We start from the raw sequence: 16,088 nt of genomic DNA, 5'->3' as shown, positions 1-16,088 counted from the left end.
TCGACACGTTCCAGTGGCCCCTGGGCGCGGCGCTCGCGCTCATGCTGTCGGCGATCGGTGCGGTGATCGTGATGATTTTTGCCCGCGCCACGCGGATGAAGTGGAAGGTCGGATGATGGCGCGTCAGGCACTCAACATCTATTCGGTCATCATCTACATTTTCCTGCTTCTGCCGATCGCCGTCGTGGTCGGCGCATCTTTCAACTCAGGCGAGTTCCTGACCTTTCCGCCGCAGGGTTTCTCACTGCGCTGGTATGTGGCCTTCCTCAACAATGAAGTCTTCATGCGTGCGATCCGCACGTCGCTCTGGATCGCGGCAGTCGCCATGGTGGTGTCGGGCATCATAGGTACGATGGCCGCCGTTTACTACGTGAACTATGCGGCCCGCTCGAAGGAAACCATCCGGATCGCCATGCTGTCGCCGCTGCTTCTTCCAGAAGTGCTGACGGCGATCTCGCTGCTCTTCTTTGTGTATGCCATCGGCATCGGCACCACCACGATGTTCGGCCTCCTCGTCGGCCATGTGCTGATCACGCTGCCCTTCGTGTTCATGAACGTGACCTCCAGTCTCGAGGGCTACGATCCTGACTGGTCGATGGCAGCGCAGTCGCTGGGCGCCAGCCGCTGGACCCGCTTCCGCCGCATCACCTTGCCGCTGATCAAGCCCGGCGTCTTCAGCGGATGCTTGTTTGCTTTTGTGATCTCCTTCGACGTCTTCACCATTAGCTTCATGCTGAAGAGCATCGGCAGTTCCACGCTGCCGATCCAGCTGTTCGATTACCTGAAGACGAACTACACGCCGGAAGCGGCCGCCGTTTCGACCGTCTCGATCGTCGTCACCATCCTAGTTGTCATCATATCGGAAAAGGTCTTGGGCCTGCGCGTGCATCGTTTCTGACGGGCGTTTCCCCTATTCGTCACACGCGATCGAACACTAAGGCTTTCACAGGATGCACGCTATGAAACCGGTTTTCGAGCTTGTGGCCCAGTCCCTCCACGCTCACGGCGTGACGGAGCTTTTCGGCCTGATTGGTGATGCCAACCTCTACATGGTCGATGCCTGGGTGCGCGCAGGCTGGGGCCGCTATACGGCGTGTTCTCACGAAGCAACGGCGGTTCTCGCGGCACTCGGCTATGCCCAGGTGTCCGGGCAGACTGGCGTGGCGACAATCACCCATGGGCCGGCTCTTACCAATGCCATGACTGCCTTGGCGGAGGGCGCCAAGGGCGGTGTTCCGGTGGTCTTGCTTTGCGGCGACACGGCGCCGCATGATCGCGAACATTTGCAGAAGATCGATCAGCGCGAGTTGGTCAAGGCAACAGGTGCCGGCTTCGTGGACATGCGAACGCCGGATACTGCCTCGAGCGATCTGGCGCGTGCCTTTCGGCAAGCTCGCCTCGAGCGGCGGCCCGTTGTGTTCAACATGCGCGCAGATCTGCAATGGGAGAAGACGGCTGCAAGTCCGGTGAAGCTGCCCATTCCTGTTGTTCGCAGTGCCATCGTTGAAGGTGACGCGTTCGACGAGGCCCTTGGTGCGATTGCCTCGGCCAAGCGGCCTCTCATCCTTGCCGGCCGAGGCGCCATAGCGCCGGATGCGAAGGCTGCGCTCCTCCGGCTCGCGGCCCGCCTCGAAGCGCCCGTCGCGACGACACTGAAAGCATCCGGCCTGTTCTACGGCGCACCCTTCGACTTGGGCGTTCTCGGGACGCTTGCCCGCCCTGTCGCCCTCGAAACACTGCTGAGGTCCGACTGCGTCATCGCCTTTGGCGCAAGCCTCAGCCGGTTGACGACCGATAACGGCAAGCTGCTCAACGGTAAGCGCGTGATCCAGATTCTGGGCGATCCGCTGGATAACGACCGGCGCACCGATCCGGGCATGCTGTTGATTGCCGACCCCGCTTCGATGGCCGACAAGATTGTTGAAATGCTGGATTTGGCCGAGATTGCACCATCGGGCGCAACCGATGCCGATCTCGCCGAAGCCTTGTCGCGAGAGGCAGAGGCACAAGCACAACTGCCGCCAGCGCGCGAGACATCGGACGGCACCATCGACTATGAACCCGCCTTGCGACGGATCCATCAAGCCTTGCCTTGCGACCGGGTGCTCGTGACGGATCTTGGCCGCTTCGTGGTTTCCGCCTGGCGAAATGTTCCCGTGAGCGACCCGCGCCATCTCGTTTATACTGCCAATTTCGCCTCAATCGGCTGCGGCCTCGGCGAAGCGATCGGGGCAGCAAGAGCGGCACCTGACAAACTGACGGTTCTAGTTGCCGGCGACGGCGGCCTCACCATGGGCGGCTTGACCGAGCTGTCGACCGTGGTGCGCGAGAAGCTCGACCTTGCCATTATCCTCTGCAACGATGGCAGCTACGGCGCTGAACACATCCAGTTCACGAACAAGGGCATGTCGCCCGCTCTGTCCATGACAAGCCCGCCTGATTTTACCGGCATAGCGCGTGCCATGGGTATGACCGCTTGTAAGGTCACAAATCCAGCGGAGCTCGAGGTAGCGCTGAAAACGCTGACCAGCCGGAACGGACCATGCTTGATCGAGCTTAGCTTGGATCCCGACAAGGTGTCTATCTGACGACCCGCAGGCCTATCCGAAGCTGTCTCGCTTCAAGCGAATGACGCTCGGAACGTCGGCAACGGCAGAGAAGGCGCTGCACCTCAGCTAAGCCGTCTCTGCAATTGGAGCAGCAGCTAAAACAGAAAGTATCGCTGCGCCATCGGGAGCACGTCCGCCGGTTCGCAGGTCAGCAGCATGCCATCCGCCCGGACTTCATAGGTCTCCGGATCGACCTCCAGATGCGGCGTGGCATCATTGAGTTTCATCGCGGCCTTGCCGATCCCGCCGCGCGTATTCTCAACCGCGATCATGGCCTTATCGACGCCAAGCCGCTCGCGCAAACCGCTGTCGAGTGCCGCGCGGGACGTGAAGGTCACGGACGATGCCGACACCGCCTTGCCATATGCGCCAAACATCGGGCGGTAGTGCATCGGCTGCGGTGTTGGAATGGACGCGTTCGGATCCCCCATGGGCGCGGCGACGATGGTGCCGCCAAGCAGAACCAGTTCCGGCTTGACGCCGAAGAAGGCCGGCTTCCACAAAATGAGATCGGCGCGCTTGCCGACCTCGATGGAGCCGATGTAGCGCGAAACCCCGTGCGCGATCGCCGGGTTGATCGTGTACTTGGCGATATAGCGGCGGACGCGGAAATTGTCGTTGTCGCCACTCTCTTCCGGCAAGGCCCCGCGCTGGCGCTTCATCTTGTCGGCGGTCTGCCAGGTGCGGATGATGACCTCGCCGACGCGGCCCATCGCCTGGCTGTCCGACGAGATGATCGAGAAAGCGCCGAGGTCGTGCAGAATGTCTTCCGCGGCAATCGTTTCCTTGCGGATGCGGCTTTCCGCGAAGGCCACGTCTTCGGGAATCGAGGCGTCGAGATGATGGCACACCATCAGCATGTCGAGATGCTCGGCAACCGTGTTGCGGGTATAAGGCCGCGTCGGGTTGGTGGACGACGGGATGACATTGGCAAAGCCCGCGACCTTGATGATATCCGGCGCGTGACCGCCGCCCGCCCCTTCCGTATGGTAGGAATGGATGGTGCGGCCCTTGAAGGCTGCCAGCGTGTCTTCCACGAAGCCGCTTTCATTCAGCGTATCTGTGTGGATCATCACCTGAACGTCGAAGTCGTCGGCAACGTTCAGGCAATTGTCGATCGCGGCCGGCGTCGTGCCCCAGTCTTCATGCAGCTTCAGCGCGCAGGCTCCACCTTCCACCATCTCGATCAGCGCACCGGGCAGCGAGGCGTTGCCCTTCCCGGCCAAACCGATGTTCATGGGAAAGGCATCGAAAGCCTGGATCATCCGACCGAGATGCCACGGACCGGGCGTGCAGGTCGTGGCAAGCGTGCCATGCGCTGGTCCCGTGCCGCCGCCGAGCATGGAGGTCAGGCCCGACATCAGGGCCTCTTCGATCTGCTGCGGGCAGATGAAATGGATATGCGTGTCGAAACCGCCGGCCGTGAGGATCTTGCCTTCGCCCGCGATCACCTCAGTGCCGGGCCCGACGATGATCGTGACGCCAGGCTGCGTATCGGGATTGCCCGCCTTGCCGATGGCGGCGATCATGCCGTCGCGCAGACCGACATCGGCCTTGTAGATACCGGTGTGATCGACGATCAGAGCATTGGTGATGACGGTATCGACGGCCCCTTGCGCGCGCGTAGCTTGGCTCTGACCCATTCCGTCACGGATCACCTTGCCGCCGCCGAACTTCACCTCCTCGCCATAGACGGTGAAATCCTTCTCGACCTCGATGAAGAGCTCGGTGTCGGCAAGCCTGACCTTATCGCCGACGGTCGGGCCGTACATGTCGGCATAGGCCGCGCGGGAGATCTTTGCCGGCATCAGAGTTTTCCCATGATCTTCTGCTGGAAGCCGTAAACCCTGCGCGCGCCGCCAAGCGGAACGAGCCGTACTTCGCGGGTTTGTCCCGGTTCGAACCGCACGGCCGTTCCTGCCGCGATGTCGAGGCGCATGCCACGCGCCTTGTCGCGCTCAAAGCGCAGACCTTCGTTGACCTCGAAGAAGTGGTAGTGCGAGCCGACCTGAACCGGCCGATCGCCGGTATTGGCGACTTCCAGCGCGAGCTGCGGCGCGCCGGCGTTCAGCTCGATGTCGCCGCTTTGTGGGATCACTTCTCCGGGGATCATGGCGTCAGGCTCCGAGCGCCAGCCAAAGACCGGCCAGTGCCGTCAGACCACCGGCGCCGCGCGTCACCATCTGGCCAAATGGACCGCCAAACACCCGCCCCAGTCCAAGGCCGATCACCACGCCCGCCAGATGCAGAAAAGCGGTGGCCAGCGCAAAGCCGATCATGAAGGACGCAGCCCCTGCCTCGCCGAGTTCCCCGCCATGCGCATGGCCATGGAAGAAGGCGAAGAAGCCAACCATCGCCATGGCCGCCGGCGTGGGAACCTTGAGCGCGGCAGCCGCTGCCAGCCCGATGACGACGACGGAAGCGAGGATCACAGGTTCCACGAAGGGCAGCGGCGCGCCGAAGAGGGCTGCAGCAAAACCGAGCATCATCGTTCCGCACCTGCCACAGTGCACGACCGCCGAGCAGAGCCGCCCAAAGTCCGACCGCGACCACGGCCAAGATATGATCGGCGCCAAACAGCGGATGCGAGAAGCCTGCTGCAAACGAGCCGTGCTCGCCAGGATCGAGATGCGCGAAAGCGGGCACGGTTGCCGCGAGAAAAACGAAAGCGCTGATTGCCAGGCGGTTGCGGATCATCATGGGTGTTCCCTCGGAAATTGCTAGTAATCAGCGGATCGGCTCGTGAACGGTCACCAGCTTGGTGCCGTCCGGGAATGTTGCCTCGACCTGGATGTCGTGGATCATTTCAGGCACGCCTTCCATGACCTGCTCGCGCGTAATCACATGCGCGCCGGCTTCCATGAGATCGGCGACCGAGCGCCCGTCGCGCGCACCTTCCACCACGAAATCGCTGATCAGCGCGATGGCTTCGGGATGGTTGAGCTTCACGCCGCGCTCCAGCCTGCGTCGCGCGACCATGGCCGCCATGGAAATCAGCAGCTTGTCTTTTTCGCGCGGCGTGAGATTCATCGTCCGGTCCTTCTCAGATGGTCCACAAGCGCGGCAGCGTACCGGCGCCTGAAAGCAGCGCAATTGCTGGAGCTAGAATGCGTCGCAGCGCAAGGCCTGATGGCGCGAGCGCGCGCAGAACCAGCCGATCCTCGATGACGCTTGCACCGGCTGCGACATGCGCCGGAAGCAAGGAGCGCAGCGCTTGCAATTTTTCTGCGGCATCGGGCGTTATCGCCAGAACGGTGGCAAAGGCGTTATTGCCGGCGAGAAGCGACAGGGCGCCGCGTTCGATGTCGGTTCCGTCCAGACGTGTCGCTTCCGCATGGATCAGCCGCCCGTTGCGGCGAATGCGCCAGTTATCGCTGAGGCAGGCACGGCGCGCCGTCTCGCCCATGGCCTCGCGGCCAAGGAGAACCGCTTCCACCGCCGTAAAGGTGGCGCCCTCCTCCAGATCGACCTCAAGCCTGCGCTCCAGCCGGCTCCTTTCGAACAGGATCGTTTCCTGCGGCAGCCAGTCGAGATGAGCATCGCGCTCAGCCTGAAGCTTCACCGAAATTGCGGCTGCATCGCCGGTTGACCGGTAAGCTCGTTCGCAGGCTTGCGTCGTCAGCACCACCTTGCAGCCGGCGGAAGCCTCGGCTTCCCAGGCAATCGCATCGCCGCCCGTAAGGCCGCCGGACGTGTTGATGAGCACGGCTTCCAGCGCCGATCCGTGCGCCCGCGGCAATCGAAGCTTGCAGCAGCCTTCCTGATAGAGCGTCGCCAGCCGGGTGCGGCCATCGCGCAACTGCGTACCCAGCCGGCCTGTGCCGGAGGAGCGTTGCATGGTGATAGGCGGCGCTGCGTTCGTGAGCTGAAATTGCATGATATCAGACGGTGAGATGCCGCTTTACCTCAGGCATGTCGAGATCGCTGGCTGGCCCCGAATGCAAGATCTCACCGCGATCCATGATGTAGATGGTGTCGGCGAGCTGCCGGCAGAAGTCGAGATATTGTTCGACCAGCAGGATCGTCATGCCCATCTGGTCGCGAAGGAATTGCAGAGCGCGTCCGATATCCTTGATGATCGAAGGCTGGATGCCTTCTGTGGGTTCGTCGAGGATCAGCATTTTTGGCCGCATGACCAATGCCCGGCCGATCGCGAGTTGCTGTTGTTGGCCACCGGAAAGATCGCCGCCGCGTCGTGCCAGCATCGCATTCAGCACCGGAAAAAGCTGGAAAACATCAGCAGGAATGCTCCTGTTTTTCCGGTTTAGCGGCGCAAAACCGGTAAAAAGGTTCTCCTTTACGGTCAAAAGCGGGAAGATTTCCCGCCCTTGCGGCACAAATCCGATGCCAGAACGGGCTCGATCATACGCGGCCGTAGAGCCGATCGACCTGCCCTCGAACTGCACGCTGCCCGAGGTGAGCCGATGATGACCGACGATCGCGCGCATCAGACTGGTCTTGCCGACGCCGTTGCGGCCAAGCACGCAGGTGATCTTGCCCGGCTCGGCCTGGATCGAAACCCCGCGTAGAGCTTGCGCCGCGCCATAATGCAGAACCGCGTTTTTGACTTCGAGCATGCTGCTTCTCACCGTCCGAGATAGACTTCGACCACGCGCGGGTCGGCGGAAACATGGTCGAGCGATCCTTCGGACAGCACCGAGCCTTCATGCAGGCAGGTGACCTTGACGCCGAGTTCCCTGACAAAATGCATGTCGTGTTCGACCACGATCACGGAATGATCGCGCGCTATGTCCTTGAGGAGCCTTGCAGTTTCTTCCGTTTCCGCATCGGTCATGCCGGCCACAGGCTCGTCGACCAGGAGCAGCTTTGGATCCTGCGCCAGCAGCATGCCGATCTCCAGCCATTGCTTCTGGCCATGGCTGAGGTCGGCGGCGAGATCGTCGCGGCGGTGGGTGAGACGGACCGTTTGGAGGATCTCGTCGATCCGCACACTTTCCCCTGACGATCGGCGCGCGAACAGAGCCGACAGTATCGAACGCTCTCCGGCGAGTGCCAGAACCAGATTGTCCTCGACCGTATGGCTCTCGAACACCGTCGGCTTCTGGAACTTGCGGCCAATGCCCATCGTGGCGATGTCGGCTTCATCATGCTTGGTGAGATCGATATCGCCGTTAAAGAAGACCTGTCCGGAATTCGGCCGGGTCTTGCCGGTGATGATGTCCATCATGGTGGTCTTGCCGGCGCCGTTGGGACCGATGATGGCCCGCATCTCACCCCGGTCGAGCACCAGCGACAGATTGTTGATCGCCTTGAAGCCGTCGAAGGCCACCGACACGCCGTCGAGGTAGAGGATTGTCCCGCTTTTGCTCATGCTCATTCCGCCGGCTGGACTTCGGCGCCGGGCAAGGGCGCGAGCTCTTGTTTGCGTATGCGACGGCGACGGCCCGTCCACTGGTCGTAGAGGCCGAGGATGCCCTTGGGCAGGAACAGCGTGACGAAGATGAACAGCCCGCCCAGCGCAAACAGCCAGAGTTCGGGCAATGCGCCGGTGAACCAGCTCTTGGCGCCATTCACCAGCAGCGCCCCGATGATCGGTCCGATGATCGTGCCGCGCCCGCCAACTGCCGTCCACACCACAACTTCGATGGAGTTGGCCGGTGCGAATTCGCCGGGATTGATGATGCCGACCTGCGGCACGTAAAGCGCACCGGCGATGCCGGCCATGACGGCAGACACCACGAAGGCGAAGAGCTTCACGTTTTCCGGCCGCCAGCCAAGGAAGCGCGTGCGTGGCTCGGCGTCGCGCACGGCGATCATCAGCTTTCCGTATTTTGAGCCGACGATGGCAGCTGTGACCAAAACGCCCAGAGCCAGTGCAAAGGCGCTCAGGGCAAACAATGTTGCGCGTGTCGTTTGAGCCTGGACCGGAAAACCCAGAATGTCCTTGAAGTCGGTCAGGCCATTATTGCCGCCGAAGCCCATGTCGTTGCGGAAAAAAGCCAGCAGCAGCGCATAGGTCATGGCCTGGGTGATGATGGAGAGGTAAACGCCGGTGACGCGGGAGCGGAAGGCGAACCAGCCGAACACGAAGGCGAGCAGACCGGGCACGGCCATGACCATCAGCGCGGCGAACCAGAACCGGTCGAAGCCGAGCCAGAACCAGGGCAACTCCTGATAATTCAGGAAGACCATGAAATCCGGCAGGATCGGATTGGCATAAACACCGCGCGAACCGATCTGGCGCATGAGATACATGCCCATCGCATAGCCGCCGAGCGCGAAGAACGCGCCGTGGCCGAGCGAAAGAATGCCGCAATAACCCCACACCAGGTCGAGTGCGAGAGCCAGCAGGGCATAGCAGAGATATTTGCCGAATAGCGCCACGAGGTAGGTCGGCACGTGGAAGGGGCTGTCCGCTGGCAGGGACAGGTTGAGGACGGGTACGAGGATGGCTACCACGACCAGAAGCAGCAGCGTGAGCTGGATGCGGGCGCTGAAACCGTTGCTTAGGAGGCGTTGTGTGATCATGCTTCCACTGCCCTGCCCTTGAGCGCAAACAGGCCGCGCGGTCGCTTCTGGATGAACAGGATGATCAGCACGAGGACGAGGATCTTGCCGAGCACGGCGCCGGCATAGGGTTCGAGGAACTTGTTGAGGACGCCGAGGCTCATCGCGCCGACCAGCGTACCCCACAAATTGCCGACGCCGCCGAACACCACCACCATGAAGCTGTCGATGATGTAGCTTTGGCCGAGATTGGGCGAAACATTGCCGATCTGGCTCAGCGCCACGCCCGCAATACCGGCGATGCCCGAACCCAGCGCGAAGGTGAAGGCATCAACCCAAGGGGTGCGGATGCCCATGGAGGCGGCCATGCGCCGGTTCTGGGTGACCGCGCGCATATGCAGGCCCCAGCTCGTGCGGTTAAAGACGAACAGCAGGACGGCAAAGACGGCCAGCGCGAAAACCACGATCCAGAGCCGGTTCCAGGTGATGGCCAATTGTCCGATCTCGAACGAGCCCGACATCCATGAGGGATTGCCGACCTCGCGATTGTTCGGGCCGAAGATGGTGCGCACGGCCTGCTGCAGGATCAGCGACACACCCCATGTGGCGAGCAGCGTTTCCAGCGGACGGCCGTAAAGAAAGCGGATGATGCCTCGCTCCATCGCGAAGCCGACCACACCGGCAACGAGAAAGGCGGTGGGTGCGGCGATAAGGAGCGACCAGTCGAACAAGCCGGGCGCATTGGCCCGGATTGCTTCCTGCACGGCGAAGGTCGTGTAGGCGCCGAGCATCACCATTTCGCCATGCGCCATGTTGATGACGCCCATGACGCCGAAGGTGATGGCGAGGCCGATGGCGGCCAGCAGGAGAACCGATCCGAGCGACAGGCCGAACCAGACATTCTGAGCCATGTCCCAGGCGGCCAGCGTCGTGTTGATACGGTCGGCCGCGCCTTGTGCAGCGGATTTGAGATCGCCCTGCGCGTTGGCCGCGAACCCGTTGAGCAGCGAGAGCGCCGCGCGGTCGCCCATGCCGCCGAGAAGGGCGATGGCCTCCTCCTTCTGGGCATCAGGCAGATCGGATTGCAAAACGGCAGCGGCGCGGGCTTGCTGCAGGCGGATCTTGACTGCAGGCACGCTTTCGCCAGGGATCGCGGCATCCAGTGCTTCGATCGTTTGGGGATCAGGCGTTTGGAATAGCGTGTTGGCAGCGCGCATGCGCGCATTGCCGTCCGTGGCGCCGAGCGTCAGTGAGCCCAGCACACCGCGGATCGTGCGGCGCAGCCCATTGTTGACGCGGATTTTGGTGTAATCACGCGCAACGCCGGCATCCGCGACGACTTCGCCGGACAGCGGATCAAGCACGCGAAATCCGCCGCCTTCTTCAACAATGAAAATCTGACTGTCGGTCTTGCGGGCATGGAGAGCGCCATCCGCCAGGGCGTTGAGCGGACGCGCCACGGCCGGATCGCCAGTGGCGCCGAGTTCCTGCACGATCGCCTCGATCTGCGGGAAGCCCTTGGCGTCGGCAAATTTCGTGATGATTGCGCGGATCTGCGCTTCGTCGGCATGGGCCGGAGCGAGGAAGGCGATGACGAAAGCCAGAAGCAGCGAGAGAACTGCGAGACTGCGGCTTTGTCGGCAATGGTGGACACGTCTTTGCAAGGTCAGCTTCCAGGTCCGGGCGGCAGTAAGTCCGGACGGCGGAAACCGCCGCCCGGGTCGTCAGCTGGTTTTTAGTTGGTGGCCTTGCCGCCGCACTTGCCGGAAGCGGTGTTAAAGTTGCCGCAATTCATCGGGGCGCGCCAATCGGCGATCAGGTCCTTGGAGTCGGCCAGGTAGTCAGACCATTCGTCACCCACCACGAGGCCCGGCGTTTCCCAAACCGTTTCCATCTGGCCATCGGCCTGGATCTCGCCGATCAGCACGGGCTTGGTGATGTGGTGGTTCGGCATCATAGTGGAATAACCGCCCGACAGGTTCGGCACGGATACCCCGACCAGTGCGTCGATCACAGCGTCCGGATCGGTGGTGCCGGCCTTCTCGACAGCCTTCACCCACATGTTGAAGCCGATGTAGTGGGCTTCCATAGGGTCGTTGGTGACGCGCTTGTCGTTCTTGATATAGGCCTTCCACTTGGCGATGAAGTCGGCATTCTCAGGCGTATCGACCGACTGGAAGTAGTTCCAGGCCGTCAGGTGACCGACCAGCGGTGCGGTGTCGAGACCAGCGAGTTCTTCTTCACCCACCGAGAACGCGACAACCGGGATGTCTTCGGCCTTGATGCCCTGATTGGCGAGTTCCTTGTAGAAGGGCACGTTGGCGTCGCCGTTGATGGTGGAAACCACGGCGGTCTTCTTGCCGGTCGAGCCGAAGTTCTTGATGTCGGTCACGATCGTCTGCCAGTCGGAGTGACCGAACGGCGTGTAGTTGACCATAATGTCTTCCTTGGCCACGCCCTTGGCTTCCAGATAGGCGACCAGGATCTTGTTCGTGGTCTGCGGATAAACATAGTCGGTGCCGGCCAGAACCCAGCGCTCGACGCCTTCGTCGTTCATCAGGTAGTCGACAGCCGGGATTGCCTGCTGGTTCGGTGCAGCACCCGTGTAGAAGACGTTGCGCTGCGATTCCTCGCCCTCATACTGCACGGGGTAGAACAGGATGTTGTTCAACTCCTCGAACACCGGCAGCACCGATTTGCGCGATACCGAGGTCCAGCAGCCGAACACGGCGGCGACCTTGTTGGCCGATATCAGCTCGCGGGCCTTTTCAGCGAAAAGCGGCCAGTCGGACGCGGGATCGACCACCACGGCTTCGAGCTTCTTGCCGAGCACGCCGCCCTTCTTGTTCTGCTCGTCGATCAGGAACAGCATCGTGTCCTTGAGCGTGGTCTCCGAGATCGCCATCGTGCCCGACAGCGAATGAAGAACGCCGACCTTGATGGTTTCTTCCTGCGCAAAAGAAGCGCCGGCAGTGAAGCTGATCGAGCCAGCCAGCGCTGCGGCCAGCACCGCGCGACGCGTAAGTTTCAGGTTCATTTTTATGTTCCCCTTCGAAAGATGCGGCCGCATCCGTGGCCCCACCAGCAGACTGCCCGCATCTTTTCGCAGTGCACATACGTCGATTGACGTAGTGGCTTCAGGGACGTAGCAAGCTACCAACAGCCTAAACTTTTGGCATATTGCAGAAATGGCTTGATTGTAGTCATCTGCGCGCGAAGCGCTTCACGCGCGGATGACTGGGATATCGATGGCGCGGCAGCGGATCTTGCCAGTTCGGCGCGAGTACAACCGCTGGGTGGCCGACGAAACACTGGAGGATTACGCGCTTCGCTTCACCGCCAAGAGCGCGCGTCGGTTTTCAAGCCGACGGATTTCGCAGACGGCGATCGGTGCGATCTCCTTTCTGGCGCTGGAAGCGATCGGCGGCGCGATCACGCTCTCCTATGGCTCGGTCAACGCGGTTGCGGCCATTCTCATCGCCAGCCTCTGCATCCTGGCCGTAGGCATCCCGATCGCGCGTTATGCGATGCGTCACGGGCTCGACATCGACCTGCTGACGCGCGGCGCGGGCTTCGGCTATGTCGGTTCGACAGTGACGTCGCTTATCTATGCCAGCTTTACGTTCATCCTGTTCGCGATCGAAGCCTCGATCATGTCGAGCGCACTGGAACTGGCGCTCGGCGTACCGCTGTGGCTGGGCTATATCGTCAGCGCAGTGGCGGTGATCCCGCTGGTGACGCATGGCGTGCGGTTGATCAGTCGGTTTCAGATCCTGACGCAGCCGGTCTGGATCGTGCTGAACATCCTGCCCTTTCTGTTCATCTTCCTGCTGGATTGGGACAAGCTGGCGCTGTGGTGGAGCTTTCCCGGCGCGCATGAGCCAGTAAACGGCGTTGCATTGCTCGATGTCGCCAAGTTCGGTGCGGCTTCCGCCGTCATTCTCGCCCTCATGACCCAGATCGGCGAACAGGTAGACTTCCTGCGCTTCGTGCCGGCGCATGACACGACGAGCCGCCGCTACCGGCTGAGCGTCTTTCTGGCGGGACCGGGATGGGTCGTGCTCGGCGCGCCGAAGCTGATTGCGGGCTCGTTTCTGGCGGTGCTGGCGCTCTCGATGGGCGTACCGGCCGAGCACGCCGCTGAACCCGCGCAGATGTATGCGGCGGCCTTTGGCTACATGATGCCGAACGAGACTGCGGCACTCATGCTGATGGTGGCGTTCGTCGTTGTTTCCCAGCTCAAGATCAACGTCATGAACGCTTATGCGGGGTCGCTGGCGTGGTCGAACTTCTTTGCCCGCCTGACGCACAGCCATCCCGGCCGCGTGGTGTGGCTGGTGTTCAACGTAGCGATCGCGCTGCTTTTGATGCAGCTTGGCATCTACCGCCTGCTGGAACAAACGCTGACGGTCTTTTCCCTCGTGGCGATGGCCTGGCTCAGCACCGTTTCGGCCGATCTGTTCGTCAACAAGCCGCTTGGTCTTGCGCCCGATGGCATCGAGTTCAAGCGCGCGCATCTCTACGACGTCAATCCGGTTGGCGTCGGGGCCATGATCCTGTCGGGCGGCACAGCGCTGGCGGCGCATTTCGGTGCGTTCGGCGCCATGGCCGCAGCGCTGGCGCCTTACATCGCGCTGGTTGTCGCCTTTGTGGCCGCACCGGCGATCGCCTGGGCAACGGGCGGTCGCTATTATCTCGCGCGGCGGCCACGCCGTAGCTGGGCGAGCCGAAGCGAAATCAACTGCTCGATCTGCGAGCATCCGTTCGAGCCCGAGGACATGGCTTGGTGTCCAGCCTATGCCGCGCCGATCTGTTCGCTTTGCTGCTCGCTCGATGCACGCTGCCACGATCTGTGCAAGCCAAAGGCCCATCTGCGCGCGCAGGCACAGGTGGTGGCGGATGCGACGCTCCCATCCTGGGCGGTGGAAAGCCTGCAAACCCGGCTCGGCCGCTTCGGCATCGCGATGGCTCTGTCGCTCGGCATGCTCGCGGCGATCCTCGGCATGGTCTATGCCTTCGCAACACGCGCAGCACCGGACACGGCGGAGGTGGTGGGCGCAACCATTGTCGTGGTGTTCTTCATCCTGTCGGTGGTGGCCGGCGTCGTGTCCTGGTTCCTCGTGCTCGCCCATGACACCCGCAAGGTCGCGGAAGAAGAAAGCGCGCGGCAGAACACGCTGTTTCTGCGCGAGATCGCCGCGCATCGGAAGACGGATGCGGCCCTTCAGGACGCCAAGGAAAAAGCCGAAGCCGCTAACCGCGCCAAGAGCCGCTATGTCGTGGGCCTCAGCCATGAGTTGCGCACGCCGCTCAACGCCGTGATGGGCTATGCGCAGATCCTTGAACGCGAAAGCGAAGCGCCACCGGCCTGGCAGTCAGGGGTCAAGGTGATCCGCCGCTCGGCGGAGCATCTGTCCGGCCTCATCGACGGTTTGCTGGACATTTCCAAGATCGAGGCGGGTCGGCTGCAGGTCTATTCCAACGAGATCAACCTCTCCGAGTTTCTCGACCAGATCGTCGGTATGTTCCGCATGCAGGCGGAAGCAAAGGGCCTCACCTTCCACGAAAAGCGTGATTCCGCCTTGCCGCTTTATGTTCGCACCGATGAAAAGCGGCTGCGGCAGATCCTGGTCAATCTTCTGTCCAATGCCATCAAGTTCACGCGCAGCGGACATGTGGAGCTTGCGATCACCTATCGCTCGGAAGTCGCGAGCTTCCAGGTCAGCGATAGCGGGCCGGGCATCGATCCCGATGATCTCCAGCGCATCTTCGAGCCCTTTACGCGCGGTCGCGCCGAACGCGATAGGCTTTCGCCCGGTCTGGGCCTCGGCCTGACGATCACCAAGCTTTTGACCGAGACGCTCGGGGGCGAGATCACTGTCCGAAGCAGACTCGGCGAAGGATCGACTTTCCAGGCGCGCTTGTTGCTGGCGCGAGTCAACCGCCCTGCCAGCCTTGCCGTGCAGGATGCGACGATCACCGGCTATGCAGGCGCCCGACGCACGATCATGGTGGTCGACGACAATGCCGATCACCGCGACATGGTCCGGCAGATGCTGGTGCCGCTGGGCTTCACAATTCTGACTGCAACCGATGGTCCGGACTGTCTGACGCTGCTCGAAGGCTTGGTCCCCGACCTCTTCCTTGTCGATATCCTGATGCCGGACATGACGGGATGGGAGTTGGTCGAGCGCCTGCGTGCACGCGGCATCGGCGCGCCTGTGATCATGCTTTCGGCCAATATCGGCGATGGCGTTGCGCGCAGTGGCGAGCATTCCGGCCATGACGATGCACTCGCCAAGCCGTTCAGCCTCACGCAGTTGCTCGACAGGATCGGTCTCCAGCTTGGTCTCGACTGGATCAAGAAGGCCGACGAAGGCGTGAAACCTCAGCCTAACCTGGAACTCGGAACCCTGTTAGCCATGCCCAATGCCGACGAGATCGAGGAATTGCTGCGGCTGGGACGAATTGGCTTCATGCGCGGCATCGATCGCAAACTTGCCGATCTAAGTGTCACCCCAGGCTATCGACCTCTTATCGAGAAGTTGCGGGCGCATGTCGAAGTCTATGACTTTGCAGGTTATTTGAAGCTGCTCGAAAGCATGAAGGAAGAGGTCGGCGTTGCAACCTGAAGGTGACATCGTTCTGGTTGTCGACGATTCTCCCGATGCGCTGGGCTTCATCACCCATGCGCTGGAACAGGCCGGGGTCGACGTGCTCGTAGCCACCAGCGGCGAGGCAGCACTCAAGATCGCGGCCGAGATCGTTCCTGATGTCATCCTGATGGATGCGGTGATGCCCGGCCTGAACGGGTTCGAGACCTGCCGGCGATTGAAGGCCCTGCCCGGCCTTGGCCATGCACCCGTGATCTTCATGACGGCTCTGACCGACACCGAGCACGTCGTGCACGCACTGGAGTCCGGCGGCGTGGATTATCTCACGAAGCCGATCAACCTCGAGGAATTGCGGGCGCGCATGCGCGTGCATCTGGCAATCGCGCGCCAAACCCGC

Annotated in this window: 13 protein-coding genes and 1 pseudogene; 4 read left to right on the top strand and 10 right to left on the bottom strand. The window is 62.0% G+C overall.

Translation table 11 applies throughout. The features are described from left to right. Positions 1 to 115: 115 nt before the first annotated feature. Both RTX98_RS12985 and RTX98_RS12980 read left to right on the top strand, forming a co-directional pair. Positions 116 to 898, top strand: coding sequence for an ABC transporter permease (locus RTX98_RS12985; RefSeq protein ID WP_416223121.1), 783 nt, complete (start codon positions 116 to 118; stop codon positions 896 to 898). 61 nt (positions 899 to 959) lie between these two features. After that, a complete protein-coding gene (locus tag RTX98_RS12980) occupies positions 960 to 2,588 on the top strand; it encodes a thiamine pyrophosphate-binding protein (RefSeq protein ID WP_312797064.1) in 1,629 nt (542 codons plus the stop codon). A gap of 116 nt (positions 2,589 to 2,704) precedes the next feature. Here the strand turns inward: RTX98_RS12980 and ureC are convergent, their stop codons facing one another. The 10 genes and pseudogenes from ureC to urtA all read right to left on the bottom strand — a co-directional run bounded on the left by ureC (position 2,705) and on the right by urtA (position 12,114). Next, on the bottom strand, positions 2,705 to 4,417 hold the full coding sequence (ureC, locus tag RTX98_RS12975) for an urease subunit alpha (RefSeq protein ID WP_312797063.1): 1,713 nt from the start codon (positions 4,415 to 4,417) through the stop codon (positions 2,705 to 2,707). Next, positions 4,417 to 4,722, bottom strand: coding sequence for an urease subunit beta (locus RTX98_RS12970; RefSeq protein WP_312797062.1), 306 nt, complete (start codon positions 4,720 to 4,722; stop codon positions 4,417 to 4,419). Before RTX98_RS12970 ends, ureC begins: the two co-directional genes overlap by 1 nt. A gap of 4 nt (positions 4,723 to 4,726) precedes the next feature. Next, a pseudogene (locus RTX98_RS12965) lies at positions 4,727 to 5,306 on the bottom strand (HupE/UreJ family protein). Between the two features lie 30 nt (positions 5,307 to 5,336). Beyond that, positions 5,337 to 5,639, bottom strand: a complete 303-nt coding sequence (locus RTX98_RS12960; protein WP_312797061.1) for an urease subunit gamma — start codon at positions 5,637 to 5,639, stop codon at positions 5,337 to 5,339. Positions 5,640 to 5,652: 13 nt separating this feature from the next. Then, entirely contained in the window at positions 5,653 to 6,447 is a 795-nt protein-coding gene (locus RTX98_RS12955) for an urease accessory protein UreD (protein ID WP_312797060.1), read from the bottom strand. A 43-nt stretch (positions 6,448 to 6,490) separates the two neighbouring features. Next, complete coding sequence (urtE, locus tag RTX98_RS12950) at positions 6,491 to 7,186, bottom strand: urea ABC transporter ATP-binding subunit UrtE (protein ID WP_312797059.1); 696 nt, start codon at positions 7,184 to 7,186, stop codon at positions 6,491 to 6,493. 8 nt (positions 7,187 to 7,194) lie between these two features. Further along, positions 7,195 to 7,941 (bottom strand): urea ABC transporter ATP-binding protein UrtD, encoded by a 747-nt coding sequence (gene urtD / locus RTX98_RS12945; protein ID WP_312797057.1) that lies wholly within the window; start codon positions 7,939 to 7,941, stop codon positions 7,195 to 7,197. A 2-nt stretch (positions 7,942 to 7,943) separates the two neighbouring features. Beyond that, on the bottom strand, positions 7,944 to 9,098 hold the full coding sequence (gene urtC, locus RTX98_RS12940) for an urea ABC transporter permease subunit UrtC (protein WP_312797056.1): 1,155 nt from the start codon (positions 9,096 to 9,098) through the stop codon (positions 7,944 to 7,946). After that, the gene (urtB, locus tag RTX98_RS12935; RefSeq protein ID WP_312797055.1) at positions 9,095 to 10,741 is read right to left on the bottom strand and encodes an urea ABC transporter permease subunit UrtB; all 1,647 of its coding nucleotides are present in this window, start codon (positions 10,739 to 10,741) and stop codon (positions 9,095 to 9,097) included. Before urtB ends, urtC begins: the two co-directional genes overlap by 4 nt. Before the next feature lie 71 nt (positions 10,742 to 10,812). Continuing rightward, positions 10,813 to 12,114 carry an urea ABC transporter substrate-binding protein gene (gene urtA, locus RTX98_RS12930; RefSeq protein ID WP_312797054.1) on the bottom strand — a complete coding sequence of 434 codons (1,302 nt, stop codon included), beginning with the start codon at positions 12,112 to 12,114 and terminating at the stop codon, positions 10,813 to 10,815. Between the two features lie 211 nt (positions 12,115 to 12,325). Here urtA and RTX98_RS12925 point away from each other — a divergent pair, with 211 nt between their 5' ends. Continuing rightward, entirely contained in the window at positions 12,326 to 15,709 is a 3,384-nt protein-coding gene (locus RTX98_RS12925) for an ATP-binding protein (protein ID WP_312797052.1), read from the top strand. Continuing rightward, a partial coding sequence (locus tag RTX98_RS12920; RefSeq protein ID WP_312797050.1) for a response regulator occupies positions 15,699 to 16,088 on the top strand: 390 nt, incomplete at its 3' end. The genes RTX98_RS12925 and RTX98_RS12920, both read left to right, overlap by 11 nt.

Source organism: Tianweitania sp., assembly GCF_032053605.1.
In the GTDB taxonomy this organism is placed as follows: Bacteria; Pseudomonadota; Alphaproteobacteria; order Rhizobiales; family Rhizobiaceae; genus Tianweitania.
The sequence above is the reverse complement of the archived record's forward strand: the minus strand, read 5'-3'. Positions and strand labels throughout refer to the sequence as shown.